The organism is Neorhizobium sp. P1_A6 (assembly GCF_056406795.1).
Genome location: NZ_JBFTZM010000014.1, coordinates 53,059 through 79,355 on the forward strand (window position 1 = coordinate 53,059; position 26,297 = coordinate 79,355).

Sequence of the window (26,297 nt, forward strand, 5' to 3'; positions counted from 1 at the left end):
GTTGACCAGTTATATTCGTTATCGCTATCGGAGTGCCCATGGCCTATCTCTTGCAGCAACTGGCGAACGCGGTTCCGCTGGCGGCGCTCTATGCGACGCTCGCCTTCGGATATGCGATCGCCTTTGCCGTGACGAAGCGGGCCGACATCACCTATGGCGCGATCTTCGCCTTCTCTGGCCATCTCTATCTGCTCTTCGCCCATTTCAGCTGGAACCGGCTGTGGCTGGTCCTGCCGGCGGCTCTGGCTTTGGGTGCTGCGGCGGGGATCGCCGGTGGGATCGGGGCAGGGGTGACGATCGGGCAGATTGTCATGCGCCCGCTTGCAAAAATCTCGCCGAATGCTGTGATCGTCGCCTCGCTCGGCGCGCTGATGGTGCTGATGGAGGGCGCTCGCATCGCCGCCGACACCCGCGAACTCTGGCTGCCTCCCTTCCTCAACGACGCGGTCGTCTTCTGGCACGCAGACGGCTTTCCGGTGACACTGACGCTGATCCAGCTCGCCAACGTTGCCATCATGCTGGCGGCCATCGGCGCGGGCTATCTGATCTTGACGCGCACCCATTGGGGCCGCATGTGGCGGGCAGTCTCAGACGATCCGCTGGCGGCGGAACTCTCCGGCACCAATTCCGCGCGGGTCTTCGTCGTGGCCTACGCAGCGGCAGCGCTCTATGCCTCGATCTGCGGCGTGCTCGCGACCTCCCACTTCGGCACGATGGATTTTGGCGCCGGCCTGCTGTTCGGCCTGAAAGTGGTGCTGATCGCTGCGGCCGGCGGCCATTCCAACCCGCTGCGTGCCGCCGTCGGCGCCGCCATCATCGGTTTTGCCGAAACGCTCTGGAGCGGCTACGGCCCGATCGTCTGGCGCGACCTTTTTGTGGTCGCGGCGCTGGTCATGGTGCTGGTGATGAGCCGGCGGGAACGAGTGGTGCCGTAGATCACCGCCACTTGTCGCGGGCAGTGTCGTCGGTATCTTTCGCGGCGACCCAGTCGCCTTGACGGCCGTCGGCGGCGTGTTCCTTCTTCCAGAACGGGGCCGAGGTCTTCAAAAAATCCATGACGAAATTGGCGCCGTCAAAGGCAGCCTGCCGGTGTGGGGCGGCGGCGATGACCAGCACGATGTTTTCGCCGGGCATGATCTTGCCGAAACGGTGGATGGCGGTGAGACCGAGCAGCGAAAAGCGATCGATCGCCAGTTCGCCGATGCGAAACATCTCCGCTTCCGCCATGCCTGGATAGTGTTCGAGTTCGAGTGCCGACAATGCACCCTGTTCGTCGCGGCAGAGGCCGGTGAAGGTGACGACGGCGCCCACGTTCTTGCGGCCGGCGGTCAATGCTGAGATTTCGGCTTGCAGGTCGAAGTCGGTCGACTGGACGCGGATGGTGGGAGCGGTCATCGGCAACCCCTCCCTCTCCGCGCTGGGGAGAAGTGGGATGTTCCGCAACTGGCGCCAGCCCCAGCCATTGTCACCCGCCCGTCATCGGTGGAAAGATGCCGATCTCCCGCGCGCCGGCGATCGGTTCGTCGTGTTCTGCATGTTCCTGGTTGATGGCCACCCGGATGACGTCCGGGAACTGCAGCGCGTTTTCATATTCCTCGCCGAGCGTCGTCAGATGAGCGAGCAAATCACGCACGGTGACGACGCTTGCCGGCAGGTCGAGGTCTTCCTCTTGCCTGCCGATCCGTTCGCGCACCCAAGCGAAATAGACGAGTTTGACGGTCATTCTTCGTCCACCAGATGTTTGACGCCGGCCTTGAAGTAATCATAGCCGGTATAGAAGGTCAGGAATGCGGCGATCCACAGAAGCGCGATGCCCATCTGGGTCGTGTAGGGCACGATCTTGTCGCCGGCTGGCCCGGCGAGCAGGAAGGCGATCGCCACCATCTGGATCGTCGTCTTCCACTTGGCGATGCGCGTCACCGGCACCGAGACCTTCAGAGCGGCAAGATATTCGCGCAGGCCCGAGACGAGGATTTCGCGGCAGAGAATGGTGATCGCCGCCCAGAGCGACCATCCGGCGATCGTCTGGTCGGCGGCGAGCAGCAGCAGCACCGCGGCGACCAGCAGCTTGTCGGCGATCGGGTCGAGCATCCGGCCGATATTCGACGTCTGGTTCCAGATGCGGGCGAGGTACCCGTCGAGATAATCGGTGATCGAGGCGACGGCAAACAGAACCAGCGCCGTCCAGCGCGCCACATCGGAGCTTTCAAGCTGTCCTTCGATGAAGAAGCAGCCGACGATGATCGGCACGGCCACGATGCGCGCATAGGTCAGAAGATTGGGGATATTGTATGCGCGCGACGCCATGGGGAGCCTTCCGGATGTTTGCTCCTAGTTGATGTGTTGAGGCCAAGGCGTCAACAGGGTTTCGCGGCTTTTTTGCAGCCGATGGCGTCATGCCGATTTAGCCGGCCCGGTTCTCGTGGAAATGGTTGTAGATCTGTTTGGCGACAGCCTCGGAAATGCCCTCGACCGCCATGAGGTCGGTCAGGCCCGCCCGCGACACCGCCTTCGCCGTGCCGAAGTGCTGCAGAAGCTTGCGCTTGCGACCGGGTCCGATCCCTGAAATCTCGTCGAGCGGGTTCTTGACCATCTCCTTCTTGCGCCTTGCCCGGTGCGAGCCGATTGCAAAACGATGCGCCTCGTCGCGCATGCGCTGGATGAAATAGAGGACCGGATCACGCGGCGGCAGCGAGAAATCGGATCGGCCGTCGGCGAAGAACCGCTCGCGGCCGGCGTCCCGGTCGACGCCCTTGGCGACGCCGATCGCGGTCACCACGTCGCGGATGCCGAGTTCGTCGAGAATGGCGTGTACCGCGCTCATCTGCCCCTGGCCGCCGTCGATGAGGATCACGTCCGGCCAAGCGGGGAAGGCGGCATCGGCCGCATCCTCGGCGCTGGCGCCGGCAATGGCGGTGCGGTCGGGAATGCCCTCTTCCTTGAGGAGGCGCGAGAAGCGGCGGGTCATCACTTCCCGCATCATGCCGAAGTCGTCGCCGGGGGTGATGTCGGTCGATTTGATGTTGAACTTGCGGTACTGGCTCTTCACGAAGCCTTCCGGCCCCGCCACCACCATGCCGCCGACGGCATTGGTGCCCATGATATGCGAGTTGTCGTAGATCTCGATGCGGCGCGGCACGGAGGACAGGCTGAAGGTTTCGGCGAGCCCCTGCAGCAGGCGGGCCTGCGACGAGGTTTCGGCGAGCCGGCGGCCATGCGCCTCGCGGGCATTGGCCAGCACGTGGTCGGTCAGGTCCTTCTTCTCGCCACGCTGGGGCACGGAAATCGTCACCTTGTGGCCGGCCTTTTCAGAAAAAGCCTGGGCGAGCAAATCCTGTTCCTCGACGGTTTCCGAGAGCAGGATCTGCTTCGGCACCGGCTTGTCGTCATAGAACTGGGCGAGGAAGGCGTTGAGCACTTCCGGGCCGGAAAGCTGCGGGTCGGCCTTGGGGAAATAGGCGCGATTGCCCCAGTTCTGGCCGGTCCTGAAGAAGAACACCTGGATGCAAGACATGCCGCCCTCGTTGTAGATTGCGAAGACATCCGCCTCCTCGACGCCGGCCGGGTTGATGCCCTGGTGGCTCTGGACGTGGCTGAGCGCCGCCAACCGGTCGCGATAGATCGCGGCGCGCTCGAAATCCAGGTCCTCGGAGGCTTCCGTCATCTGGCGGGCGATCGCCGACTTGACGTTCTGGCTCTTGCCGGAAAGGAAATCCTTGGCTTCCTCGACCAGCGCCGCATAACCCTCGTCGCTGATCTCGCGGGTGCAGGGGCCCGAACAGCGCTTGATCTGGAACAGCAGGCACGGGCGGGTACGGGTCTCGAAGACGCTGTCGGTGCAGGTGCGAAGCAGGAAGGCGCGCTGCAGGGAATTGATGGTGCGACCGACGGCGGCCGCCGACGCGAAGGGGCCGAAATAATCGCCTTTGCGCGCCCGCGCGCCGCGATGCTTGAAGATCGCCGGAGCCCGGTGGTCGCCGGTGATCATGATATAGGGAAAGGATTTGTCGTCGCGCAGAAGAACGTTGAAGCGCGGCCGCAGGCGCTTGATGAGATTGGCCTCGAGCAGCAGCGCCTCGGTTTCCGTCCGCGTCGTGACGAATTCCATATGGGTGGTTTCGCGCACCATCTTGGCGATGCGGTTGGAATGGACGCGGCCCTGCGCATAATTGCCAACGCGTTTCTTGAGGCTGCGCGCCTTGCCGACGTAAAGCACGTCCTGCGCATCGTTGAACATCCGGTAGACGCCCGGCGCGTTCGGCAGGTGCTTGACGAATTCGGCGATCAGGTCGGCGCCCTTCAGGCCGCTGTCGTTCTTCCAGCCTTCGTTCCAGTCGATCGACGCAGCGGGGCTCTGGGCCGGCTCGGCCACCAGCACGTCGTCGTCGTCTTCTTCCGTCTCGTCGTAGAGAACGCCGCCGTCGGGCAGCTTCGTTCCGTTCATTCCTAGTCTCCGCCGGATGTCGGCATCCGGCCATCACCGATTCGAACCATGCGTCCATGACATGTGCCGACGACGGCAGCTTGTCAAAATATTGCGCTGAAGCGGCCCGATTCCTTGCGCAAAGGCCGCTGCCGGAGAAATAGTGTCTCGGGGCAGATTTTGAAAGCGCTGGCAAAAATTCCGCCCATGCTCTTGACGAAGGCCGAAATGGCCGTTCCCGCGGTGGAATATTTAAGGCAGAAATCCGGCGGCCGGCGCCGGCCGTCCGCCTGCGGAGAGGCGAAATACGTCCGTGTTTCTGCTCAAGTTTTGATTTCTACAAGCGGCCGATCCGGTTTTGCTGCGAATACAAGTCGAACTTGGCGAGTGGCGCCCGCGCCGGTTCGCGCTGACAAGTGTATTGACTGAGTTGTGCTTTGGATTTAAGGAGTAATTTATAAATGTAAAAATATTTATATTTAAAGTAAGCATTGCTTAAGGTTAATCAAACGTGTGTTGCGATACAGCAACATCAAATTTTGGCCTTCTGTGCGCCACAATCAATTCACATTTCGGCTCTTTCTATTCCTCAATTGCCCTCCACATTCCGTTTCAGCGGGCAGGGAACAAATGTGTCGCCAACCATGTTGTCGCGGCGAATTCCCGGCGCAGCAGTAAAAGGAGAAAATGTATGCGTACTCTCATCGCAACTCTGATGGCCTCGGCAGTCAGCTTCATCGCCATCTCCGCGGCCAATGCCGCTGATGCCGTCGAACAAATTCCGCAGGCCCCGGTTGCAACCGAAGAGCCGGCCCCGGCTGCCAGCTGGCAGGGTTTCTATCTCGGTGGTTATGGTCAGTATGACTGGGGTCGCTTCGGTAGCGGCGACCGCGACGGCCAGTTCGGCGGCGGTGCTTATACGGGCTACAACTTCCAGAGCGGCTCGATCGTTTACGGTGTCGAAGCAGACGTCGGTTACAACGGCACGAAGAGCACCACGGACGATGGCTTTGAAGGCAAGGCTGGCTGGAACGGCTCGGTTCGTGGCCGCGTCGGCTATGACCTCAACCCCTTCCTGATCTACGGTACGGCCGGTGTCGCTCTGCAGGACAACGAACTGCGTGACGCGACCTCGTCCGACAGCAAGACCGGCGTGGGTTACACGGTCGGTGCCGGTGCCGAAGCCTTCATCACCAACAACGTCACCGCTCGTGTCGAATATCGCTACACGGATTACGGTTCGGACAGCTACTCGCTCGATTCCGGTTCGGTCTCGAAGGGCTTCGACGACCACAGCGTCAAGGTCGGTATCGGCGTGAAGTTCTAAGTTCAATAGCCTTAACAGGCTGGGGAAAGCCCGGGCTTCGGTCCGGGCTTTTTTTGTTTTTAGGCTGCCGATTTCATCGCGGTATAGGAAGCGAAGCGCTTGGTGAAGACGTCCGGCCAGGAGGCAAGTTCCGGCCGGCCCGCGGCCCATTGCCCGTTGAAGCGCAGATCGAGGTAACCGATCAACGCAGCCAGCGCGAAATGGCCGCCATGCAGTTTCTTGCCGGTTTTCGGCAGGTTATTCTCGAGGTGATCGAGCCCGCGCACGACCTTGCCCCACTGTTTGTCGATCCATGGCTGGTGGACCTTGTCCTCGTCGCGCGAGCGGCGCTCGTAGACGATTGCCAGAAGGCAATCCGTGATGCCGTCGCAGAGCGCTTCCAGCACTTCCGCCTCGGTGCGCTTTGCATCTTTCTTCGGATAGAGCTTGCCGCCCGACTGACGATCGAGCCAGTGCATGATCGCGATGCTGTCGTAGATCGGCGGCTCGCCTTCACGGAGCAGGACAGGGATCTTGCCGAGCGGGTTGTTGCTCACCAGTTCTGGCGGCGCCGCATTGGTGTCGGTCTTCACCTCGGTGATCCCGATGCCGAGATGGCGCGCCGCCATGCGCACCTTGGCGGAATAGGGCGAGGCCGGGGAATAAAGCAGCTTCATGATCTTTCCTTCTCGACGAACTTCAGCGCGCCGTCATTTCGCGGGCGGCAGGGTGATCTGGCTGACCTTGCAGCTGTCGCGGTCGACCTCGGCGCAATCGCGGAATTGCAGATCCTTGGTGAAACAGATGCGCACCTCTTCCAGCTGACGGCCCTCGCAGCTCGTCGAGATGCCGCGGTGGCTCATGCCCGGATTGGCGGCAACGAATTTCTCTTCGATCTGGTCGGCTGACAGCGTCAGGGCCGAATCGCCGCGGGACAGGTCGGCGGGCAGTTTGATCCGCGAAAAGGCCTCGCGGACCTTCTCGAAATAGTCACCCTGGCTGAGCCCGGTGCAGCTTCCGTGCTTGCGCCACTGATGCCCGATCAGGCCCATCGACGGCATGATGTCGAACAGCGGTTTGCCGAGCGACTGCGGCACGCGGCCCGGTTCCTTCGTTTCGCAGAAATCCGGATAGCCTTTTTCATATTGCGGCCACAGCCCGTGGACGATGAAGCGGAAGTCCTTGTCCGTGCTGCATTGCTGGTCGTTTTTGCCGCCGCTCTGCGAAGCGCAGAAGGTTGGCGACCAGGAAAGCGACAGGACGTAGAAATCGAACTGTCCCGCGTGATCCTGCCGATTGTCCGATCGGCGCTCCTGGGCGGAGGCGGTGGATGCGAAAAGCGCGAGAAAAAGGAAAGCGATAAAACGGTTGGTCATCGGCCGGCCCCCTGCAATGCGCGGCACCATGGGCGGGAAGCCACGCCTGGTCAAGACTCCGAATCGAGGTCGTTGTCGACGGTCTCGCCGGTCAGCCAGAAGGCTCGCTGCGAGGCGAACCGATCCTGCGCCAGGATGGTTTTCAACGTCGGCAGAAGCGTGTGCAACTCCTCCTTTAGCGTGAAGGGCGGGTTGACGATGATGAGGCCGGAGCCGGACAACCCGGTCGTCTCGCGGTCGCTTTGAACGGTCAACTCGGCGCACAGCATTTTCGGGATGTCCAGCGCCTTCAGCTCATCGTGAAAGGCCCTGAGCGGCGCGCCCTTCTTGATCGGATACCAGAGGCAGAAGGTGCCGCCTTGAAAGCGGCGCCAGCCGGTCGACAGGCCTTTCACCAGGCGCCTGTATTCGCCTTCTTCCTCGAAAGGCGGATCGACGAGCACAATTCCGCGCTTTTCCTTCGGCGGCAGATGCGCGCCGAGCGCCAGCCAGCCGTCGAGTTCGGTGGCGCGTACCTGAAAATCGCCCTCGAACAGATTGTGCAGGCGATTGAAGTCTTCCGGATGCAGTTCCATTGCCGACAACCGGTCCTGAGGGCGGAACAGCATACGGGCAAGTTTCGGCGAGCCGGGATAAAGTTTGAGCGCGCCGGTCGGGTTCAACTCCCTGACCGCCGTCAGATAGGGATCCAGCAGGTCCGCGACCTTTGACGGCAGTTCCGCGTCCATCAGCCGGCCGATGCCGTCGCGCCATTCGCCGGTCTTCTGCGCCTCGTCGGAGGAAAGGTCGTAAAGCCCGATGCCGGCATGGGTATCCAGCAGGCGAAAAGCCTTGTCCTTGTTCTGCGCATAGCGGATCAACCGCGCCAAAACCGCGTGTTTGAGGACATCGGCAAAATTGCCCGCGTGATAGATGTGCCGGTAGTTCATCGTTGCTGGTGTCTCGCTTGAATTAAATTGATGGGCTGCAAATCACGCTTTTTGCGGACGTCAGCTTGCAATATAGAAAAGCCATGAACGTTGCGACCCCGATTACCGCGAAAACCCCAATCGCCCCAGAAAAGTCCGGCCACAATTCCGTCGGACACACCGTCTGTCCGCACGACTGTCCGTCGGCCTGCGCACTGGACATAGATCTCACCGCCGACGGCCGCATCGGCCGCGTGCGCGGGGCTGCCGACAACAGCTATACGGCCGGCGTCATCTGCGCCAAGGTCGCCCGCTATTCCGAGCGGCTCTACCATCCCGGCCGGCTGATGCACCCGAAGCGCCGCTTGGGCGCCAAGGGCGAGGGGAACTGGCAGGAGCTGTCCTGGGAGGCCGCACTCGACGAGATCGCTAACGCCTTCGTCAAGGCGGAGGCGAGATACGGATCGGAAGCGATCTGGCCCTATTTTTATGCCGGCACGATGGGCCAGGTGCAGCGCGACTCGATCGAGCGCCTGCGGCATGCGAAAAAATACTCCGGCTTCTTCGGCACGATCTGCACCAACATGGCCTGGACCGGTTACGTGATGGGAACCGGCGCTCTGCGCGGTCCCGATCCGCGTGAGATGGCAAAGTCCGATTGCGTGGTGATCTGGGGCACCAACGCCGTCTCCACGCAGGTCAACGTCATGACCCACGCGGTGAAGGCGCGCAAGGAGCGCGGCGCCAAGATCGTCGTCATCGACATCTACGACAACCCGACGATGAAACAGGCCGATATGGCGCTGACCGTGCGCCCCGGCACCGATGCAGCACTTGCCTGCGCCGTCATGCACATCGCCTTCCGCGACGGATATGCCGACCGCGCCTACATGGCGCAATATGCCGACGATCCGGTCGGTCTCGAAGTCCATCTGAAGGCGAAGACGCCGGAATGGGCCTCCGCCATCACCGGCCTGTCGGTCGAAGAGATCGAGACCTTCGCCCGCCTCGTCGGCACGACCCAAAAGACCTTCTTCCGGCTGGGCTACGGTTTTGCCCGCCAGCGCAACGGCACCGTCGCCATGCATGCGGCGCTGTCGATCGCGACCGTGCTCGGCTGCTGGCAATACGAGGGCGGCGGCGCTTTTCACAACAACGGCGAGATCTTTAGGCTCAACAAGTCCGAGCTGATGGGCACGGCCTATGCCGATCCCGATATCCGCCAGCTCGACCAGTCGCAGATCGGCCGGGTGCTAACCGGCGACGCGGAAGCGCTGCGTGACCGTGGGCCGGTGACGGCCATGCTGATCCAGAACACCAATCCGATGAACGTCGCCCCAGAACAGCGCCTCGTCCGCCAGGGCTTCTTGCGCGACGACTTGTTCGTCGCGGTGCACGAGCAGTTCATGACCGATACGGCTGAGGTCGCCGATATCGTCCTGCCAGCCACCATGTTCGTCGAGCATGACGATCTTTACCGCTCCGGTGGCCAGCAGCATATCCTGCTCGGGCCAAAGCTGGTCGAGCCGCCGTCGACGGTGCGCACCAACCTCTTCGTCATCGAGGAACTGGCCAAGCGCCTCGGCGTCGATCATTTTCCTGGTTTCGGCCTCGACGAACGCCAGCATATCGACCGCATTCTGAAGGCCAGCCACTGGGGCGCCTACGAGGATCTGGCGCGGACCAAATGGATCGATGCGCAGCCGGATTTCGAAACCGCCCATTACATCAAGGGGTTTGGTTATCCGGACGGAAAATTCCGCTTCAGGCCGGACTGGGCGAACGGCCCGTCGCCGGACAAGCCGCCGAAAAATGTCGGGCCGCTGGGACCGATCGGCGAACTGCCGGTCTTCCCCGACCAGGTCGATGTCATCGAAGTGGCGGACGAGGCGCATCCCTTCCGGCTGGCGACTTCGCCGGCTCGCAGCTTCCTCAACTCCTCCTTCACCGAGACCAAGAGCTCGTACGAGCGGGAAGGGCGGCCGGAAGTGATGATCGAGCCGACCGATGCGGAGCGCCTCGGCATCGTCGACGGCGATATCGTCCGGCTCGGCAACACCCGCGGCGAAATCCGCCTACATGCAAGGCTGGTGGCTGGCGCGAGGCCGGGCGTGCTGATCGCCGAGGGGCTGTGGCCGAACCGCAAACACCTCGACGGCGAGGGTATCAACGTGCTGACCGGCGCCGACGCCGTGGCGCCCTATGGCGGGGCGGCCTTCCACGACAACAAGGTATGGCTCCGCAAGGACGCAGCATGACCGGGCGGAATGATCGGGTGAAGCTCGTCAGCGAGAAGACGTTGTCGGACGGCTGGACGCGGCTTTCGAGCTACGAACTCGACTACGCCGATCGCAGTGGCGAGACGCACCGCCTGCATCGCGAAATCTACCACAAGTCCGAGGCCGCCTGCATCCTTCTCTACGATGCGAAGCGCGACATGGTCGTGCTGGTGAAGCAGTTCCGATTGCCCGCCTATCTGACCGGCAAGCCGGCATGGATGGTCGAAGTGCCGGCCGGGCTGCTCGACGAGGACCACCCGGAAGAGGCGATCCGGCGCGAAGCGATGGAGGAAACCGGCTACCGCCTGCGGGATGTGCGGTTTGTTTTCAAGGCATTCATGTCGCCCGGCGCGATCACCGAACTCGTGCATTTCTTCCATGCGCCGATCGATCTCTCCGACCGGGTGAACGGTGGCGGCGGGCTTGCCGAGGAGCACGAGGATATCGAGGTTCTCGAACTGCCGCTCGACGAGGCGTTCGCGATGATCGCCAATGGCGAAATCATCGATGCGAAGACGATCATGATGCTGCAATGGGCGGTGATCAATCGGGCATCATTCACAGCCTGATGTCTGGACGATGTCGCCGCGCAGGCTCGAAACGCCGATCAGTGCGTTCGCCTGTTGTTTCAGACGCCGCGTGATTGTGATTTGACCTCGAGCCGCCTGGATTTCACATGAATGTCACGAATGGCGGCTAAGCGCTGCCTCTTGATAATCATCCTTATATGGTCAGGAGAAAGCCATGTGGCTCGGCAATTTCACCCTCGTTCTGCCGAACGAGGTGGTGAACTCAGGTTCTGTGCGGATTGAAGATGGCGTGATCGCCGAGATCCGCCCCGAACCGGTCGCCGGCGCCGTGATCGACGGCGGCGGGCGACTGCTGATGCCGGGCTTTGTCGATCTGCATGGCGACATGATCGAGCGCGAGATCGCGCCGCGACCGAACGCCCAGATGCCGATCGATTTCGGCATCCACGAACTGGACAAGAAGCTTGCCGCAGCCGGCGTCACCACGGCCTATGCGGCGGTTTCCTTCGCCACCGAAAGCGTCTACGGGCATGTCCGCTCGCTGGAGACGACCTCGGCCATCATCGAGGGCATCAACCGCCTGGGCGACAACCTGCTGATCGACCACCGCGTCCACGCCCGCTACGAGATCACCAATGTCGGCGCGGCGCCCGCTCTGGAACGGCTGCTGAAGGCCGACGAAATCGACATGGTATCGCTGACCGACCACACGCCGGGCCAGGGCCAGTACAACAACATCGCAGCCTACGTTGCCAGCATTTCGGAACGCCGGGCGATTTCACAGGAAATGGCCGCCGAGATTGTTCAGAAGCGCATTGCCATGCGAGAAGATCCGCAGATCGAGGTGAAGCTGAAGGAAATTGTTTCGCTCTCCTTGCAACACGGCCTGTCGCTCGCCTCCCATGACGACGACAGCGTCGAGAAGGTGGCCGAGATGTTCGATCTCGGCGTGACGATCAGCGAATTTCCGGTGACGCTGCCGGCCGCCGAGGAGGCGCGCCGACGCGGGCTATGGACGCTAATGGGCGCGCCGAACGCCCTGCGCGGCCAGTCGATGTCCGGCAATCTGAGCGCGCTCGACGCCGCCAAAGCCGGTCTGTTGACGGTGATTGCCGCCGATTACCATCCGGCCGCCTTCGTGCCGGGCATCTTCAAACTGGCGGAGGCATCGGCAGGCGGCCTGCCGGCAGCCGTCGCCATGGCGACCGGCAATGCCGCCCGCTCCGCCGGCCTGACGGACCGAGGCGAAATCGCCATCGGTCAGCGCGCCGATCTGGTGGTGGTGGAAAAGGGCGACGTGCACCGCATCCGCGCCACCTTCCGCGCCGGCCGCTTCGTCTATAGCGACGGTACGCTGCATCCGCTGCGGGCACTGGCGGCGTAAGGCTCGGAGGTTACTCCTCCCAGGACTTCTGATTCTTCGGCAACCTGCCTGTCGGGTCGATGACGTGGACGCGATGCGGCAGGTCGGCTCCCCAGTCCCACAGCACGAGATTGCTGACCGAGGTTGCGGCCCGGTGGGCGAAGGAGGGGACGAGGATGCCGGCATAAGTACGGGAAAGATTGTCATAAATTACCCACGATCCCGGTCGCCTGCTTTCCGAGAGTGCGGACGCCCAGGCGGACGCCATGACATCAAGCGATATGCCAAACGCATTTTGCGAAACCTCGTCCGTAAGGTCGGCGATATCGTCGCAATCGATATCGTAGGAGCAGATCGTCAACGGATGGATCCTGTGTCCAAACCCTTGGCTTGCTTCGGTGATCGCACCTTCGATCGAAGTAGAGAGATAGAGTGCCGGTATGCCCTTGGGATTGAAGCGGGCACCGCGAATGGCAGCACCTTCGCCGGAGATCGGGCTGATCGTCCAGCGCGGATCATGGGCGCGGTAGCAGACGCCCTGGAACCTCAAGCAAAGCCGCCGATCGCCAGATGATCGAGATAGTCGCGCAAGGCGGCTGCCTTGCCGTTCTTGACGATGCTCTCTGCTGTCCGGCCGCCAAAGGCCGGAATGGGCTCGGCACGATACCAGGCGAAGGCTTGCCGTTCGCTTCCTGCCCATTCGCTGACGCGGTGGATGATCTCCGCCATTTCACCGATACGGGTGGTCGCTGCAGGAGACTGCGCTCGCTCCTTGCGCTGGAGCGTGTTGGCGGAAAGCCCGGCCGTCTCAGCCAGTTCGCGTTTCGAAATTCCAAGGCGGATAGAGACGGCTTCGGCTTCCATCGACGGCATCCCTAAATCGAGAATTCGCTGAGTTTTACCAACCATGTCCGGTCTCCTGTACGAAGATTACGTACAGAATGTAGGACGTTTGGCGCTCCATGTCGAGTCCCGGCTCTATCTGCCCGCCGAGAAGATCCGCTGATCCGCGATATCGGTCGTTGTGCCGGGCGAGGTGATCGTCCGGCCGCCCTCCATCCGCACCATGCCTTCCGCCAGCAGCTTCAGGGCCAGCGGGTAAAGCTTGTGTTCGACGGTCAGCACGCGGYCGGCCAGGGTCTCGGGGGCGTCGTCGGCAAGCACGGGGACGGCGCCCTGGGCGACGATCGGGCCTTCGTCCATGCCTTCGGTGACGAAATGTACGGTGCAGCCGGCGATCTTGACGCCGGCCTCGATGGCGCGTTCATGGGTGTGAAGACCCGGGAAGAGCGGCAGAAGGGCAGGGTGGATATTGAGGATGCTGCCTTCGTAGCGGCTGATGAATTCGGCGGAGAAGAGCCGCATGTAGCCGGCGAGGCAGAGGATGTCCGGCTGGACCTCGTCGAGGGCCGCGAGGATCGCCGCCTCGTGTTCGGCCTTGCCGGCAAAACCCTTGCGTTCGAAGACGAAGGTTTTGATGCCGCGCGCCTGCGCCTTCTCGATGCCGCCCGCCGAGGGTTTGTCGGAGAAGACTGCGACGATTTCGGCCGGGAAATCCGGCGCGGCGCAGGCATCGGCGAGCGCCAGCATGTTGGAGCCGCCACCGGATATGAACACGGCGACGCGCTTTCTGCGCGCCGTTTCTGCCGCCGGTGCGCTCATAGTCCGAGCGTGCCCTGGTAGATCACGCCGGGGCCGCCTTCGGCGCGCTCGACCATGCGGCCGAGCGGCACGACGATCTCGCCCTCACCGGTAAGGATATCGGCGACCGCCTGGGCGTTCTCGGGCGCGACCATGACGATCATGCCGATACCGCAGTTGAAGGTGCGCAGCATTTCCTTCGCCTCGACGCCGCCGGTTTTGGCGAGCCACGAGAAGACGGGCGGGACGGGAATGGAGTCGAGATCGATTTCGGCCGCCAGGTTTTTCGGCAGCACGCGCGGAATGTTTTCCGGAAAACCACCGCCGGTAATGTGGGCGAGGGCCTTCAGGGCGCCGGTCTCGCGGATCGCCTTCAGCAGCGGCTTCACGTAGATGCGGGTTGGCGTCAGAAGCGCCTCACCCAGAGTCATGCCTTCACGGAAGGGAGCGGGTGCGTCCCAGGCGAGGCCGGAAAGCGTCACGATCTTGCGGACCAGCGAAAAGCCGTTCGAATGAACGCCGGAGGAGGTGAGGCCGAGAATGACGTCGCCGGACGCGATATCGCCGACCGGCAGCAACTGGCCGCGCTCGGCCGCACCGACTGCAAAACCCGCTAGGTCGTAATCGCCGTCGGAATACATGCCGGGCATTTCGGCGGTCTCGCCGCCGATCAGCGCGCAGCCCGCCTCGCGGCAGCCGGCGGCGATGCCGGAAACGATCGCCGCGCCCTGGTTCGGGTCGAGCTTGCCGGTGGCGAAATAGTCGAGGAAGAGCAGCGGCTCGGCGCCCTGGACGACGAGATCGTTGACGCACATGGCTACGAGGTCGATCCCGACGGTGTCGTGGAAATTGGCGTCGATGGCGATTTTCAGTTTGGTGCCGACGCCGTCATTGGCGGCAACCAGGATCGGATCGGTGAAGCCAGCGGCCTTCAGGTCGAAGAGGCCGCCGAAGCCGCCGATTTCGCCGTCTGCGCCGGGGCGGCGGGTCGAGCGCACGGCCGGCTTGATCTTCTCGACCATGAGGTTGCCCGCGTCGATATCGACGCCGGCATCGCTATAGGTGAGACCGTTCTTGCCCGCCTCGCTCATCGTTCATCTCCAATGATCGTTGTAGCGGCCCGCAATTGCACGACATGACGCCGGATGCAAGCGTTGGACGCGGTTTTGAAGGCTTTTCACAGGTCTTGCTGCACCGCTTCCAAACCCTTGACCTGCGTTACCGGCTTCCCTATCCCTTTTTCGCCCGGGCAATTCAGAGGAAGCGGCGATGGCATATCATATCAGCGGCGCGAGCCTGAAGCGCTACATCTTCTTCTGGGTCGGCGTTCTTGTCGTCTTCGTGGTGTTTCTGTGGTTCTTCCGCTCCATTCTCCTGCCTTTCGTGGCCGGGATGGCGCTCGCCTATTTCCTCGATCCGGTGGCCGACTGGCTGGAAAGACGGGGCTTGAGCCGGCTGATGGCGACGGTGGTGATCCTCGTCTGTTTCGTGCTGGTCTTCGCCCTGTCGCTGATGCTGGTGATCCCGATCATCATCAACCAGTTCACCGAGTTCGCCGCCGCGCTGCCCGGCTATATTTCCCAGCTGCAGCAGATCATATCAAGCCCGGAAAGCTCGTTCCTGCCGCATTGGATCAGCGCCCAGATCGAGACGGTCAAGCAGAATTTCTCCGAAGTGCTGAGCCAGGGCGCCGGCTTCGTCGGTTCGCTGCTCACCCAGATCTGGAATTCCGGCAAGGCGATCATCGACGTCGTGTCGCTTTTGATCGTCACGCCCGTCGTCGCCTTCTATATCCTGCTCGACTGGGACCGCATGGTTGCCAAGGTCGATAGTTGGGTGCCGCGCGACCAGGTGGCGACGGTGCGCGAGATCGCCCGGGAAATGGATGAATCGGTCGCCGGTTTCATTCGCGGCCAGGGCTCGCTCTGCCTCATCCTCGGCATCTTCTATGCGGTCGGTTTGTCCGTTGTCGGCCTGAATTTCGGGCTTCTGATCGGCTTCATCGCCGGCATGATCAGTTTCGTTCCTTATATAGGCTCGCTGATCGGCCTGGTGCTCTCTGTCGGCGTGGCGCTGGTGCAGTTCTGGCCGGATTATCCGTGGATCATGGCCGTTGCCGGCGTCTTCTTCGTCGGCCAGTTCATCGAGGGCAACATCCTGCAGCCGAAGCTTGTCGGCGAAAGCGTCGGCCTGCATCCGGTCTGGCTGATGTTCGCGCTGTTTGCCTTCGGTGCCATATTCGGCTTCGTCGGCCTGCTGATCGCCGTGCCCGCTGCGGCCGTTGTCGGCGTGCTTGTTCGTTTCGTGCTGTCGCGGTATCTTGACAGCGACATCTATTACGGCCGAGCGGCCGCTCTTCCCTGGGAGGAGGCCGAACCGCGGCATGTGCTGGAACATGCCGAAAACGGCGCAGAGATAACCGCCCCGAATGATCCTCACGCGCCGGATAATTCTCAAGCGCCGGATGATCCTCAAGCGAATGACTCTCAGAAGAGCATTTGAAAGACCAATGACCGAGACCAGCGAGCGCGAGCGGCGCAGACAAGAGCAGCTGCCGCTGCAATTCACTCATGATGCGGCGAGAACCCGGGACGACCTCCTGGTTTCCGAACGCCTGGCTGCGGCCGTGGCGATCGTCGACGAATGGCCGGCCTGGCCGTCGCCGGTCGTGGTGCTGGCGGGTCCGGTAGGGTCGGGAAAATCGCACCTGGCGCATATCTGGCGGGAAAAGGCATGCGCCGTCGAGATCCATCCGGTCGCCGGTTCGAATGCCGCGGCGGTTGCCGCAGCGGGACCTGTCCTGTTCGAGGATGCCGAACGCCGTGGTTTCGACGAAACCGAACTTTTCCACGTCATTAACAGCGTGCGCGAGAACGGCCATAGCCTGCTGATGACCTCCCGCCTGTGGCCGGTCTCCTGGGGCGTTACCTTGCCGGACCTCAAGTCCCGGCTGAAGGCGGCGACCGTCGTGGAAATCGGCGAGCCTGACGAGGACCTTTTGGCCCAGGTGATCGTTAAACTGTTCGCCGACCGCCAGCTTTATATCGACGACAAACTGGTAGGCTACATCGTCAACCGGATGGAACGGTCGCTCGGTGCGGCGCAGACGATCGTCGAGCGGCTGGACCGCCTGGCGCTGGCGCGCGGTACCAGGATAACCCGTCCGCTGGCGGCGGAAGTGCTGAACGATTTTGGGAATTCCGGGACCGCTGCCGGCGCTGACGATTGACTGTGACAGTTCCCTCGTCAAACTGTATTCGGCCCTAAGGGGTAGCATGGGATGGATGAGATGGATTCGATCACGACTGAAACGCGCGAGCCTGGTCTGGAAGCGGCCAATACCGATTTCGACCTGATGAGCAGTCCGGACCGGTTCATCAATCGTGAATTCTCCTGGCTGCAGTTCAACCGCCGCGTTCTCGAGGAAACGCTGAATACCGCCCATCCGCTTCTGGAGCGGGTCCGCTTCCTGTCGATCTCGGCGGCCAATCTCGATGAATTCTTCATGGTGCGCGTCGCCGGCCTCGAAGGCCAGGTGCGCCAGGGCATCGTCATCCGCTCGCCGGATGGCAAGACGCCGGCCGAACAGCTCGACAATATCCTGCAGGAGATCGACAACCTGCAGATGGAGCAGCAGGCCTCGCTCGCCGTGCTGCAGCAGTATCTCGCCAAGGAAGACATCCTGATCGTCAGGCCCGCGGCACTGTCCGCCGAGGATCGCAACTGGCTGGCGAACTCCTTCGACGACGAACTTTTCCCGGTCCTGACGCCGCTGTCGATCGACCCGGCCCATCCGTTCCCGTTCATCCCCAACCTCGGCTTCTCGATGGGCCTGCAGCTGCACAGCAAGCACGGCAAGGAGCCGATGACCGGGCTCTTGCGCCTGCCGACCACGCTCGACCGCTTCATCCGCCTGCCGGACCTCAACAACGCGATCCGCTATATCACGCTGGAGGATGTGGTCGGCATGTTCACCGACCGGCTCTTCCCCGGCTACGAGGTCAAGGGCGCCGGCACGTTCCGCATCATTCGAGACAGCGATATCGAAGTCGAGGAAGAGGCAGAAGACCTGGTGCGCTTCTTCGAGACGGCGCTGAAGCGCCGCCGCCGCGGCAAGGTCATCCGCATCGAGACCGATTCGGAAATGCCGGCGTCGCTCCGTCAGTTCGTGGTGCAGGAACTCGGCGTGCCGGAAAACCGCGTCGCGGTTCTGCCGGGCCTTTTGGCGCTCAACACCATGTCCGAAATCACCAAGGCGCCGCGCGACGACCTGCGCTTCGAGACCCACAACGCCCGATTTCCCGAGCGGGTTCGCGAACACGCTGGCGACTGCCTTGCAGCCATCCGCGAAAAGGACATGGTGGTCCATCATCCTTACGAATCCTTTGACGTGGTTGTGCAGTTCCTTCTGCAGGCGGCGCGTGATCCGGACGTGCTCGCCATCAAGCAGACGCTCTACCGCACCTCGAACGACAGTCCGATCGTCCGGGCGCTGATCGACGCGGCCGAAATGGGCAAGTCGGTGACGGCACTGGTCGAGCTCAAGGCCCGGTTCGACGAAGAGGCAAACATCCGCTGGGCCCGCGACCTGGAGCGCGCCGGCGTGCAGGTGGTCTTCGGTTTCATCGAATTGAAAACCCACGCCAAGATGTCGATGGTTGTGCGCCGCGAGGACGGCAAGCTCAGGACCTACTGCCATCTCGGCACCGGCAACTACCACCCGATCACCGCCAAGATCTATACGGACCTGTCCTTCTTCACCTGCAACCCGAAGATCGCCCACGACATGGCGAACATCTTCAACTTCATCACCGGTTACGGCGAGCCGGCGGAAAGCATGAAGCTGGCGGTTTCGCCCTATACGCTCCGTCCGCGCATCCTGCGCCATATCGAGGAAGAGATCTGCCACGCCCAGGAAGGCAAGCCGGCGGCGATCTGGATGAAGATGAATTCGCTGGTCGACCCGGAGATCATCGACGCGCTCTATCGCGCCAGCCGCGCCGGCGTCGAGATCGATCTCGTCGTGCGCGGCATCTGCTGCCTGCGCCCGCGGGTGACCGGCCTCTCCGACAATATCCGCGTCAAGTCGATCGTCGGCCGTTTCCTGGAACACAGCCGGATCTTCTGCTTCGGCAACGGTTTCGGCCTGCCGTCCGACAAGGCGCTGGTCTATATCGGCTCCGCCGACATGATGCCGCGCAACCTCGACCGCCGGGTCGAGACGCTGGTGCCGCTCCTCAATCCGACCGTGCACGAGCAGGTTTTATCCCAGATCATGCTCGGCAACCTGATTGACAACCAGCAGAGCTACGAGATATTGGCCGACGGCACGTCGCGGCGCATGGAAGTGCGCAAGGGCGAGGAACCTTTTAACGCGCAGCACTATTTCATGACCAATCCGAGCCTCTCGGGGCGCGGTGAAGCCCTGAAGTCCAGCGCTCCGAAACTTATCGCCGGCCTTGTGTCGGGACGCAAGAAATAGGCAATATGGTACGATCAGAAGCCCAGGGGCGCCTTCCGGGGATCGCTCCTGTCTCCGTCATCGACATCGGCTCGAACTCCGTCCGCGTCGTTATCTACGAAGGCCTATCCCGCGCGCCGACCGTCCTCTTCAACGAGAAGGTGCTGTGCGGCCTCGGCAAGGGATTGGGTTCGAACGGCCGCATGGACGACGAGGGTGTCGCGCGCGCCCTGTTGTCGCTGAAGCGGTTTCGCGCGCTTTCCACCCAGGCCCGCGCCACCGAAGTCTATGTGCTGGCGACCGCTGCTGCTCGCGAAGCGTCCAATGGGCCGGATTTCATCCGCCAGGCGGAGGAGATCCTCGGCCAGCAGGTGCAGCTTCTCTCCGGCGAGGAGGAGGCGCGGTATTCGGCGCTCGGCGTCATCAGCGGCTTCCATGATCCCGACGGCATCGCCGGCGACCTCGGCGGCGGTTCACTGGAACTGATCGACATCAAGGGCAAGGAGTTCGGCAAGGGCATCACCCTGCCGCTCGGGGGGCTGCGGCTGTCGGAATCCTCCGGCAATTCGCTTTCCAAGGCGCGCACCTTCGCCCGCAAGCAGGTGAACACCGCGCGGTTCCTGGAAAACGGCGCGGGCCGCACCTTCTATGCCGTCGGCGGCACCTGGCGCAACATCGCCAAGCTGCACATGGAAATGAGCAAGTATCCGCTGCACATGATGCAGGGCTACGAACTGTCTCTCGAGGACATGCAGAAATTCCTCGACGAGGTGATCGCGGCCAAGGACAGCAAGGACCCAGCCTGGCAGGCCGTCTCGAAGAGCCGCCGTTCGCTGCTGCCCTTCGGTGCGATCGCCATGCAGGAAGTGCTGGCGGTGATGAAGCCCGCCAGGGTGAGCTTTTCGGCGCAGGGCGTTCGTGAAGGCTATCTCTATTCGTTGCTTTCCGACGAAGAGAAGGCAAGCGATCCGCTGCTGGTTGCCGCCGACCAGCTCGCGATCCTGCGCGCCCGATCGCCCGAACACGCCCGCGAGCTTGCCGACTGGACCGGCCGCATGGTGCCGGCCTTCGGGATCGTCGAGACGGAAGAGGAAAGCCGCTATCGCCAGGCCGCCTGCCTGCTCGCCGATATCAGCTGGCGCGCCCATCCGGATTATCGTGGCCTGCAGGCGCTGAACCTGATCGCCCACTCCTCCTTCGTCGGCATCACCCATGCCGGCCGGGCCTATTTGGCGCTCGCCAACTACTACCGTTTCGAAGGCCTGCACGACGACGGCGAAACCGGCCCGCTCGCGACGATCGCGACGCCACGGCTGCTCGATCTTGCAAAGCTGCTCGGCGGTCTGCTCCGGGTCGTCTACCTCTTCTCGGCCTCGATGCCGGGTCTCGTCCACCACCTGACCTTCCGCCCGTCCTTCGAACCGGATCTTGATCTCGAATTCGTCGTGCCCTCCGCCTACCGCGATTTCGCCGGCGAGCGTCTGGACGGCCGCCTGCAGCAGCTGGCGAGGCTGACGGGCAAACGGCTGGCGTTCCGGTTCGAGTAGGCCGGGCAGGGACGCATGGAACTGGGACCAGGCAAGTGCCGTCACCATGCCGGCCGCCTTCAGCACCCTCATCCGACCTGAGAGCATACTCCGATTGGACGACTTCCCTGGCGACGCCGTTGATTTATTTTACGGGCCGCCAAAAGGGAGGAGATGGATGTCATATCTGCATATCTGGATCTGGGCCACGCTCGCGTTCGTCGTCTGCGCAACGCTGATGACGCTGGGTTACTTCAATATCGAAGGAAAGCTGCTCGCCCCGCCGCCCTTCTATCTGGAAACCTGGGCGGGACTGATGGCCTTCGTGACGATATCGGCCGCATTCATCAAATGGCTGTTCAATTATCGCGGGTGAGGAGCCGGAGACGTGCATTAGGCCCTGGTCACGGGGAGTTTCGGGACCGGTCTGGCGAAAACAGCTGTAATGGTCCGTTTCGAACCATTCCCGAGATCAACGACCATGAACATCATCAGCTGCTCGTCACGAAGGGCGAAAAGAACATCGAAAACCTTGTTGCTGTAGATCGTGCCGGGCCGCATTTTCCACCGCCCCCGGCCGGTGGCGAAGTGTGCAGGGCCGTTTCGATCCGCTTGTACTGTTGCAGACCAACCGTTGTTTGCGCTGACGATAAGAACTGTGCCCTGCCTCACGATCCCAACAAAACAAGTTGCGCATGATCCCGCGTCGGAGGAATCTGCTGCCATCGGCCGGAGAGCTGGACTTCCTGCGACCTCACTTCTTGCGAAGATAATAAAGCAAAGAAAGCGAACGAAATCAGTTTAAAAGCGAGGCGCACGTCTCTCTCCGCACAACCAAAAACACCTGTAATTGCCCACCTCGGCGACGAGGGCTAGGTCATCAGTCAGTCGCGCATGTTTCCATATACAATTCAAGATCACATTGTCGGGTAAGGAGATGTCCAGCGTCCTTCGCATCGAGCAAAGTAGCGAATTGCTGGAGGCCCGCGCCTGCCTGCGGCGAACCTCGAAGTAGATTTCCAACCTGCCATAAACAATCGCTCGCGATTGGAGCGGCGGTGGATTTTTCGGTTGCGTCCACCGGCATTTTCATGTGCATGCTCGCGAAACCGATATTATCCGCCAACTGGCTGAGCAAGCTTGGATGTCTGTGAGCGCACCCCCTCGTGAGATCGGCTTTGTCCTGTTTGCCGGGCTGACCCAGCTTGATTTGACCGGGCCTTGGGAAGTTCTGACGCGGCTGCCGAATACGCGTTGCCATCTGCTGGCCGAGGGACGCGCTCCCGTTCGAAGTGCGAGCGGACTGAGTATCGTCCCAAGCATGTTGCTTGAAGAATGCGGTCAACTCGACATCGTTGTTGTTCCGGGCGGGCCCGGTCATCTCGATGCGATGCAGGACGAACGTCTTCTCTCGTTTCTACAGCGCCAGGAGCCCGGCTGTCAGTTCCTGATGGCCGCCTGCACAGGCACGCTGGTGCTTGCCGCCGCTGGTCTGCTTCAGGGCTACGAGTGCACCACTCACTGGACGGCGCTGCATAGGCTTTCAGCTTTCGGAGCAATGCCGGTAAATCGGCGGGTCGTGTTTGACCGGACGCGAGCCACCGGCGGCGGCGTGACGGCGGGTATCGACCTTGGCTTGGTCATGGCCGCCAAACTGGCAGGTGAAGATGTCGCGCGGAAAATCCAGTTGATGATGGAATATGCGCCTGAACCTCCATTCGCCGGATCGCCCATGACCGCCGACCCCGCGACAGTGAAGGCGTTGGAAGCTTCATCGGATATCGCAGATCAGATAAGGGCCATCGATGCCGACGCGATATCCAGACTTCGGCGAGACGCTCGGCTCACTTAGGGGTGAGTGGGAGAGCTGTGAACGCGCTGTGTTCGAAAAGGCCGGTTTTGCGCTTCGAACTAGGCACAGGCGAGATTATTCCTTATAGGGGCAGAATGAGGATCGCTGTGCTGAAAAATGGATAACGCGGGACTGTCTCTTGAGAGGATGCGCACCTTTGTTCGCGTCGCCGAACGCGGCAACCTGTCGATGGTCGCAAGAGAACTCGGTGTCGGTCAATCGACCGTGACACGACACCTGAATGAGCTTGAGGACGCAGTCGGCGTCTCTCTGCTCAGCCGAACCACGCGTCGCGTAATCCTTACGGACGAAGGTAGCCGTTATTATACGAATTGCCGTCAGATATTGCGCCTGGTCGAACAGGCTGCCGAAGAGGTAAGAAATGCCCGTCAGGCCTCGGCGGGTACAGTTCGGCTTTCCTGTACTGCAGCGCTCGGCGTGATGCATATCACCCGCCTCATCTTTGAATTCCAGGATAAGCATCCGGACATCAGGATCGATCTGAACCTGACCGACGAGCGTATCGACCTGGTTCGCGAAGGCGTTGACATCGCGCTCCGTCTTGGGCCTCTCACCGACAGCTCGATGAAGCTTCATGCGCTCGGAAACAGTCATCGGCTGCTGGTGGGGGCTCCGAATTATTTGTCCGTTCACGGACGGCCTGAGCACCCGGCCGATCTGTCACGGTTCGAAACGGTCGTGATGTCGAATGTTGCGGGGAGCGATCAGATCGTTCTTTTCTCTGACGATGGCACAAGTCTGATGATACCGGTCGGTGGGACGTTGCGCGTCGATCACGGGCTTGCGGCGCGCCAAGCCTTTGCCGCCGGACGCGGCATTGGTCCTGCACATCTCTGGCTGGTCCACGATCTTCTGGACGACGGTCAGCTCGAGATCGTGCTTGGGGACTATCGTCCTCCACCGGTCCCGGTGAGCTTGCTGATCGTTCCAGAGCGTGCAGCCATTGCACGCGTCCGGCTTCTCGCCGACTTTCTTGTCGCCAAGGTTTCTGAAGTACCGGGAATCCGGCCATCGTGAACTAGAGGCCGAAAGATCGCCTATAGCCACGCCACCCCGTCGTCCGCAGATACTGCTCCCAGTTGAGCGTGTCGGGGTTCAGACGACGGCTCCATTCGAGATCATGCTCTTTGCCGAAATAACCGTATTCGACAGCGTACTCGACCATCCCCAGAATCTCTCGCACGAGAAGTTCGTTAGCGGCAAACTCCGGAAAATATTGCAGAAGGCCATCCCTGGTGAACGCGTTTCGATACTCAGCTTTAAGGCCGGTCACGCGCTGAAAAGTTTCGATCATCTCGCGCGGAGAAATGATATCGCCAACGATCGGCAGAGTTTTCCCATTGTAACGCCCGGAATCTGAAAAAATGTCGAGGACAACCGGTCCTGTCGCCGTGAGCGGATCGACAAAAGGCGCCGGGAAATCCTCAGGAAGATAAACCGGCAAGAGCAGAGTATCCCCCTCCAAGCGCGGCACATAATATTCGAGAAGGTTCGTGTAAAAGAATGCCGGCATTATGAAGGAATGAGAGATCGGCAGGCCACGAATGTAGTCTGCAACGCACGCCTTATCGGTAAAGTGCGGGGCATACTTCGTCCCGCCGGAGATCTTGTCGACATTCTCAAGGGTGCTGAAAACAATATGCCCCACGCCTGCCTCAACTGCGGCATCCGCCAGTTCACGGCCGAGAGGAGCCTCGGTTGTCTGCGGTGGGGCGATGGGTGGCGTCATCAGAAATGCGCCATCCGCGCCCTTGAATGCAGCAATGAGATCCTTCTGAAAGCCAGGTTCAAGAGGGACTGTCACGATTTCGGCGCCAAGTTTCTCCAGGCTTAAAGCCGCAGCTGAGTCCTTTTTCCGGGTTAAAGCGCGGACACGGAACCGTTCGCTACGAAGGAGTGCCGCGGCTACGCTTCGCCCCTGTTTGCTCGTTGCCCCGACAATCGCGATAAGTGGCTTTTCGTTTGTGGACATCTTTGAGTTTAAACCTTTCCAGTCACTGGCTGCGAACTACGCAGGCAAGCTCACGTTGCGGCAAGAGCTGTCAGCCCATGCCGCCACTTCAATGACGGAGATCCTATCTCAACACGATTTATTGCTGTAGATGTGCGAAATGCATAACATAATGCCATTTAATGGATGAATGGTCGCCGGTGAGCCATTGCTCTATCCCGTCTCCCAAACAAAAAGAGCGCCCGGCTTTCGCCGGACGCTCTTCGCTGTTGGGACGCCTGCTGCTTACTTGGCAGACAGGAATTCGCCGACTTCGAGCACGCTGAACTCGTTGTTGTCGGCCTTGTCGACGGCGCGGCCTGCCGAGAAGGGCAGGTTATTGTCGTTGCCGATGATGATGTGGGTGGCGTCGGTCACGTCGACATTCTCGATCGTCACGAACGGCATGTCGTAGACGCCCGCGACGTTGCCGGCCTTCTTCTTGTTGTCCGGGTCCTGGATGTTCATCAGGTCGATATAACCGATCTTGCGGACGGCCTTGCCGACATTGGCGTCGTTGAACTCGATCTTGTAGACGCGCTTCAACTCGGCCGGAACGTCGAAGCAATCCGGCTTCGGCTGTTTCGGATCGGCGCAGGCCTTGTCCTTGGTGCCGGCGCCGTTGTCGCGCTCGATGACGAGGGCGGTCGAGGCGTCGATCATATTGAAATCGCCGATCGCGGCGCCCTTATCGGCGAACGGATACAGCCACGAACGGCCGGTCCACTTCTTGGAGGCGACGTCGAATTCGATGACGCGGATGGCGGTCTTGCCGTCAGCCTGCTCGACCTGGCCGTCGTCCTTGTAGAGCGGGCCTTCGAGCAGGCCGTAGAGCTTGGAGCCATCCTTCGCCATGGCGAGGCCTTCGAAGCCTCCGGAACGCTTCAAGTTGAAGACCGGCATCTTGGCAGCGGGGTTGCCCGGCAGCTGGATGAGCGGGTTGTCCGGCGAAAGCACCGGCTTGCCGTCGACGGTGGTGGCGATGGCGTCAGTCAGGCGGCCCTGGGTATCAAACTTGAGCAGGTAGGGGCCGAATTCGTCGCCGAGCCAGAAGCCGTCGGCGACCGGCTGCACGGACTCGATGTCGAAATCTGCGCCGGTCAGGTAACGGGTTTCGGTGGCTTCGGTGACGATCGGAAACGGAGCGATCTTGTTCGGATCGGAGAGGAAGACGTTCTTGACGACTTCAGCCTTGTTAGCGGCCCAGTCGAACTTCATCTGGTGCAGGAAAAGCATCGAGTCGGACGAGTTGAACTTTGAGCCGAAACCATTGTCCGACAGCGTCCAGAAGGTGCCGTCAGCCATCGTCTTGATGCCGGAAAAGCCCTGGATCGGCTGGCCGTCGAGCGGCAGCTTGACGTCGGTGATGCGGGCGCCGTCCTTGCCCGGCAGGCTGCCGAGGGCGTTGGTGCGCTTACGGTCGGCGGTGGTGAACTTGCCGGAGGTCTTGAGGAACGCCGGCGCATCGGCCGGAGCCGGAACGACCGTGTTGGCGGGGAGGATTGCCTGGCCGGTGAGCTTGGCCGGAAAAACCTTGTCGTCAGCAGAAGCGGAGCCGCCGATCAGCGCGGCAAGCGCTACGGTGGCGAACAGAATTTTGGTCATGGGATCACCTGTTGGT

Annotated in this window: 25 protein-coding genes; 12 read left to right on the plus strand and 13 right to left on the minus strand. The window is 61.7% G+C overall.

Annotated elements, in window-relative coordinates; all coding sequences use genetic code 11:
- Nucleotides 1-38: 38 nt before the first annotated feature.
- The gene (locus AC1D3C_RS23965) at nucleotides 39-935 is read left to right on the plus strand and encodes a branched-chain amino acid ABC transporter permease (protein ID WP_477484622.1); all 897 of its coding nucleotides are present in this window, start codon (nucleotides 39-41) and stop codon (nucleotides 933-935) included.
- 1 nt (nucleotide 936) lies between these two features.
- Here AC1D3C_RS23965 and AC1D3C_RS23970 read toward each other — a convergent pair whose 3' ends face one another.
- From AC1D3C_RS23970 to uvrC, 4 genes are all read right to left on the minus strand, one after another.
- Nucleotides 937-1,395: a molybdenum cofactor biosynthesis protein MoaE gene (locus tag AC1D3C_RS23970; protein WP_038541741.1), complete on the minus strand. Its 459-nt coding sequence runs from the start codon at nucleotides 1,393-1,395 to the stop codon at nucleotides 937-939.
- Between the two features lie 70 nt (nucleotides 1,396-1,465).
- A complete protein-coding gene (gene moaD, locus AC1D3C_RS23975; RefSeq protein ID WP_038541744.1) occupies nucleotides 1,466-1,723 on the minus strand; it encodes a molybdopterin converting factor subunit 1 in 258 nt (85 codons plus the stop codon).
- Nucleotides 1,720-2,307 carry a CDP-diacylglycerol--glycerol-3-phosphate 3-phosphatidyltransferase gene (gene pgsA, locus AC1D3C_RS23980; RefSeq protein ID WP_038541747.1) on the minus strand — a complete coding sequence of 196 codons (588 nt, stop codon included), beginning with the start codon at nucleotides 2,305-2,307 and terminating at the stop codon, nucleotides 1,720-1,722. The genes moaD and pgsA overlap by 4 nt, the downstream gene beginning before the upstream one ends.
- Before the next feature lie 97 nt (nucleotides 2,308-2,404).
- Entirely contained in the window at nucleotides 2,405-4,444 is a 2,040-nt protein-coding gene (uvrC, locus tag AC1D3C_RS23985; RefSeq protein ID WP_477484623.1) for an excinuclease ABC subunit UvrC, read from the minus strand.
- A gap of 670 nt (nucleotides 4,445-5,114) precedes the next feature.
- Between uvrC and AC1D3C_RS23990 the strand changes: the two genes are divergently transcribed.
- A complete protein-coding gene (locus tag AC1D3C_RS23990; RefSeq protein ID WP_038541761.1) occupies nucleotides 5,115-5,750 on the plus strand; it encodes an outer membrane protein in 636 nt (211 codons plus the stop codon).
- 59 nt (nucleotides 5,751-5,809) lie between these two features.
- Here the strand turns inward: AC1D3C_RS23990 and AC1D3C_RS23995 are convergent, their stop codons facing one another.
- From AC1D3C_RS23995 to AC1D3C_RS24005, 3 genes are read right to left on the minus strand one after another with little or no spacing between them, the layout of a single operon-like run.
- Entirely contained in the window at nucleotides 5,810-6,406 is a 597-nt protein-coding gene (locus AC1D3C_RS23995; RefSeq protein WP_247136526.1) for a glutathione S-transferase, read from the minus strand.
- A gap of 33 nt (nucleotides 6,407-6,439) precedes the next feature.
- Nucleotides 6,440-7,105: a ribonuclease T2 family protein gene (locus tag AC1D3C_RS24000; protein WP_477484624.1), complete on the minus strand. Its 666-nt coding sequence runs from the start codon at nucleotides 7,103-7,105 to the stop codon at nucleotides 6,440-6,442.
- A gap of 50 nt (nucleotides 7,106-7,155) precedes the next feature.
- Nucleotides 7,156-8,034, minus strand: a complete 879-nt coding sequence (locus AC1D3C_RS24005; protein WP_247032040.1) for a 23S rRNA (adenine(2030)-N(6))-methyltransferase RlmJ — start codon at nucleotides 8,032-8,034, stop codon at nucleotides 7,156-7,158.
- An 83-nt stretch (nucleotides 8,035-8,117) separates the two neighbouring features.
- On the opposite strand from AC1D3C_RS24005, the gene AC1D3C_RS24010 reads away from it, so the two are divergent.
- From AC1D3C_RS24010 to AC1D3C_RS24020, 3 genes are all read left to right on the plus strand, one after another.
- Complete coding sequence (locus tag AC1D3C_RS24010; RefSeq protein WP_477484625.1) at nucleotides 8,118-10,271, plus strand: molybdopterin-containing oxidoreductase family protein; 2,154 nt, start codon at nucleotides 8,118-8,120, stop codon at nucleotides 10,269-10,271.
- The gene (locus AC1D3C_RS24015) at nucleotides 10,268-10,861 is read left to right on the plus strand and encodes an NUDIX domain-containing protein (protein WP_477484626.1); all 594 of its coding nucleotides are present in this window, start codon (nucleotides 10,268-10,270) and stop codon (nucleotides 10,859-10,861) included. Before AC1D3C_RS24010 ends, AC1D3C_RS24015 begins: the two co-directional genes overlap by 4 nt.
- Before the next feature lie 175 nt (nucleotides 10,862-11,036).
- The gene (locus AC1D3C_RS24020) at nucleotides 11,037-12,206 is read left to right on the plus strand and encodes an alpha-D-ribose 1-methylphosphonate 5-triphosphate diphosphatase (RefSeq protein ID WP_477484627.1); all 1,170 of its coding nucleotides are present in this window, start codon (nucleotides 11,037-11,039) and stop codon (nucleotides 12,204-12,206) included.
- Nucleotides 12,207-12,216: 10 nt separating this feature from the next.
- On the opposite strand, the gene AC1D3C_RS24025 is transcribed toward AC1D3C_RS24020, so the two are convergent.
- The 4 genes from AC1D3C_RS24025 to purM all read right to left on the minus strand — a co-directional run bounded on the left by AC1D3C_RS24025 (nucleotide 12,217) and on the right by purM (nucleotide 14,917).
- Entirely contained in the window at nucleotides 12,217-12,735 is a 519-nt protein-coding gene (locus AC1D3C_RS24025) for an RES family NAD+ phosphorylase (RefSeq protein WP_477484628.1), read from the minus strand.
- Complete coding sequence (locus tag AC1D3C_RS24030; protein ID WP_172724457.1) at nucleotides 12,732-13,058, minus strand: antitoxin Xre/MbcA/ParS toxin-binding domain-containing protein; 327 nt, start codon at nucleotides 13,056-13,058, stop codon at nucleotides 12,732-12,734. Before AC1D3C_RS24030 ends, AC1D3C_RS24025 begins: the two co-directional genes overlap by 4 nt.
- A gap of 105 nt (nucleotides 13,059-13,163) precedes the next feature.
- Complete coding sequence (gene purN, locus AC1D3C_RS24035; RefSeq protein WP_477484629.1) at nucleotides 13,164-13,847, minus strand: phosphoribosylglycinamide formyltransferase; 684 nt, start codon at nucleotides 13,845-13,847, stop codon at nucleotides 13,164-13,166.
- Entirely contained in the window at nucleotides 13,844-14,917 is a 1,074-nt protein-coding gene (gene purM / locus AC1D3C_RS24040) for a phosphoribosylformylglycinamidine cyclo-ligase (RefSeq protein WP_477484630.1), read from the minus strand. Before purM ends, purN begins: the two co-directional genes overlap by 4 nt.
- A 178-nt stretch (nucleotides 14,918-15,095) precedes the next feature.
- Between purM and AC1D3C_RS24045 the strand changes: the two genes are divergently transcribed.
- The 7 genes from AC1D3C_RS24045 (at nucleotide 15,096) to AC1D3C_RS24075 (ending at nucleotide 23,703) form a co-directional block, all read left to right on the plus strand.
- Nucleotides 15,096-16,328 carry an AI-2E family transporter gene (locus AC1D3C_RS24045; protein WP_477484631.1) on the plus strand — a complete coding sequence of 411 codons (1,233 nt, stop codon included), beginning with the start codon at nucleotides 15,096-15,098 and terminating at the stop codon, nucleotides 16,326-16,328.
- Between the two features lie 7 nt (nucleotides 16,329-16,335).
- Nucleotides 16,336-17,055 carry a DnaA regulatory inactivator HdaA gene (gene hdaA, locus AC1D3C_RS24050; RefSeq protein ID WP_477484632.1) on the plus strand — a complete coding sequence of 240 codons (720 nt, stop codon included), beginning with the start codon at nucleotides 16,336-16,338 and terminating at the stop codon, nucleotides 17,053-17,055.
- 51 nt (nucleotides 17,056-17,106) lie between these two features.
- A complete protein-coding gene (locus tag AC1D3C_RS24055; RefSeq protein WP_408962415.1) occupies nucleotides 17,107-19,308 on the plus strand; it encodes an RNA degradosome polyphosphate kinase in 2,202 nt (733 codons plus the stop codon).
- 5 nt (nucleotides 19,309-19,313) lie between these two features.
- Nucleotides 19,314-20,834, plus strand: coding sequence for an exopolyphosphatase (ppx, locus tag AC1D3C_RS24060; RefSeq protein WP_477484633.1), 1,521 nt, complete (start codon nucleotides 19,314-19,316; stop codon nucleotides 20,832-20,834).
- Nucleotides 20,835-20,991: 157 nt separating this feature from the next.
- Nucleotides 20,992-21,189, plus strand: coding sequence for a hypothetical protein (locus AC1D3C_RS24065; protein WP_038541799.1), 198 nt, complete (start codon nucleotides 20,992-20,994; stop codon nucleotides 21,187-21,189).
- 768 nt (nucleotides 21,190-21,957) lie between these two features.
- On the plus strand, nucleotides 21,958-22,665 hold the full coding sequence (locus AC1D3C_RS24070; RefSeq protein ID WP_477484634.1) for a DJ-1/PfpI family protein: 708 nt from the start codon (nucleotides 21,958-21,960) through the stop codon (nucleotides 22,663-22,665).
- A 117-nt stretch (nucleotides 22,666-22,782) separates the two neighbouring features.
- Nucleotides 22,783-23,703: a LysR family transcriptional regulator gene (locus AC1D3C_RS24075; protein WP_477484635.1), complete on the plus strand. Its 921-nt coding sequence runs from the start codon at nucleotides 22,783-22,785 to the stop codon at nucleotides 23,701-23,703.
- A 1-nt stretch (nucleotide 23,704) separates the two neighbouring features.
- Here the strand turns inward: AC1D3C_RS24075 and AC1D3C_RS24080 are convergent, their stop codons facing one another.
- Together AC1D3C_RS24080 and AC1D3C_RS24085 are read right to left on the minus strand one after the other, a co-directional pair.
- The gene (locus AC1D3C_RS24080) at nucleotides 23,705-24,658 is read right to left on the minus strand and encodes an NmrA/HSCARG family protein (protein WP_477484636.1); all 954 of its coding nucleotides are present in this window, start codon (nucleotides 24,656-24,658) and stop codon (nucleotides 23,705-23,707) included.
- Nucleotides 24,659-24,922: 264 nt separating this feature from the next.
- On the minus strand, nucleotides 24,923-26,281 hold the full coding sequence (locus AC1D3C_RS24085; RefSeq protein ID WP_477484637.1) for an esterase-like activity of phytase family protein: 1,359 nt from the start codon (nucleotides 26,279-26,281) through the stop codon (nucleotides 24,923-24,925).
- Nucleotides 26,282-26,297 lie beyond the last annotated feature (16 nt).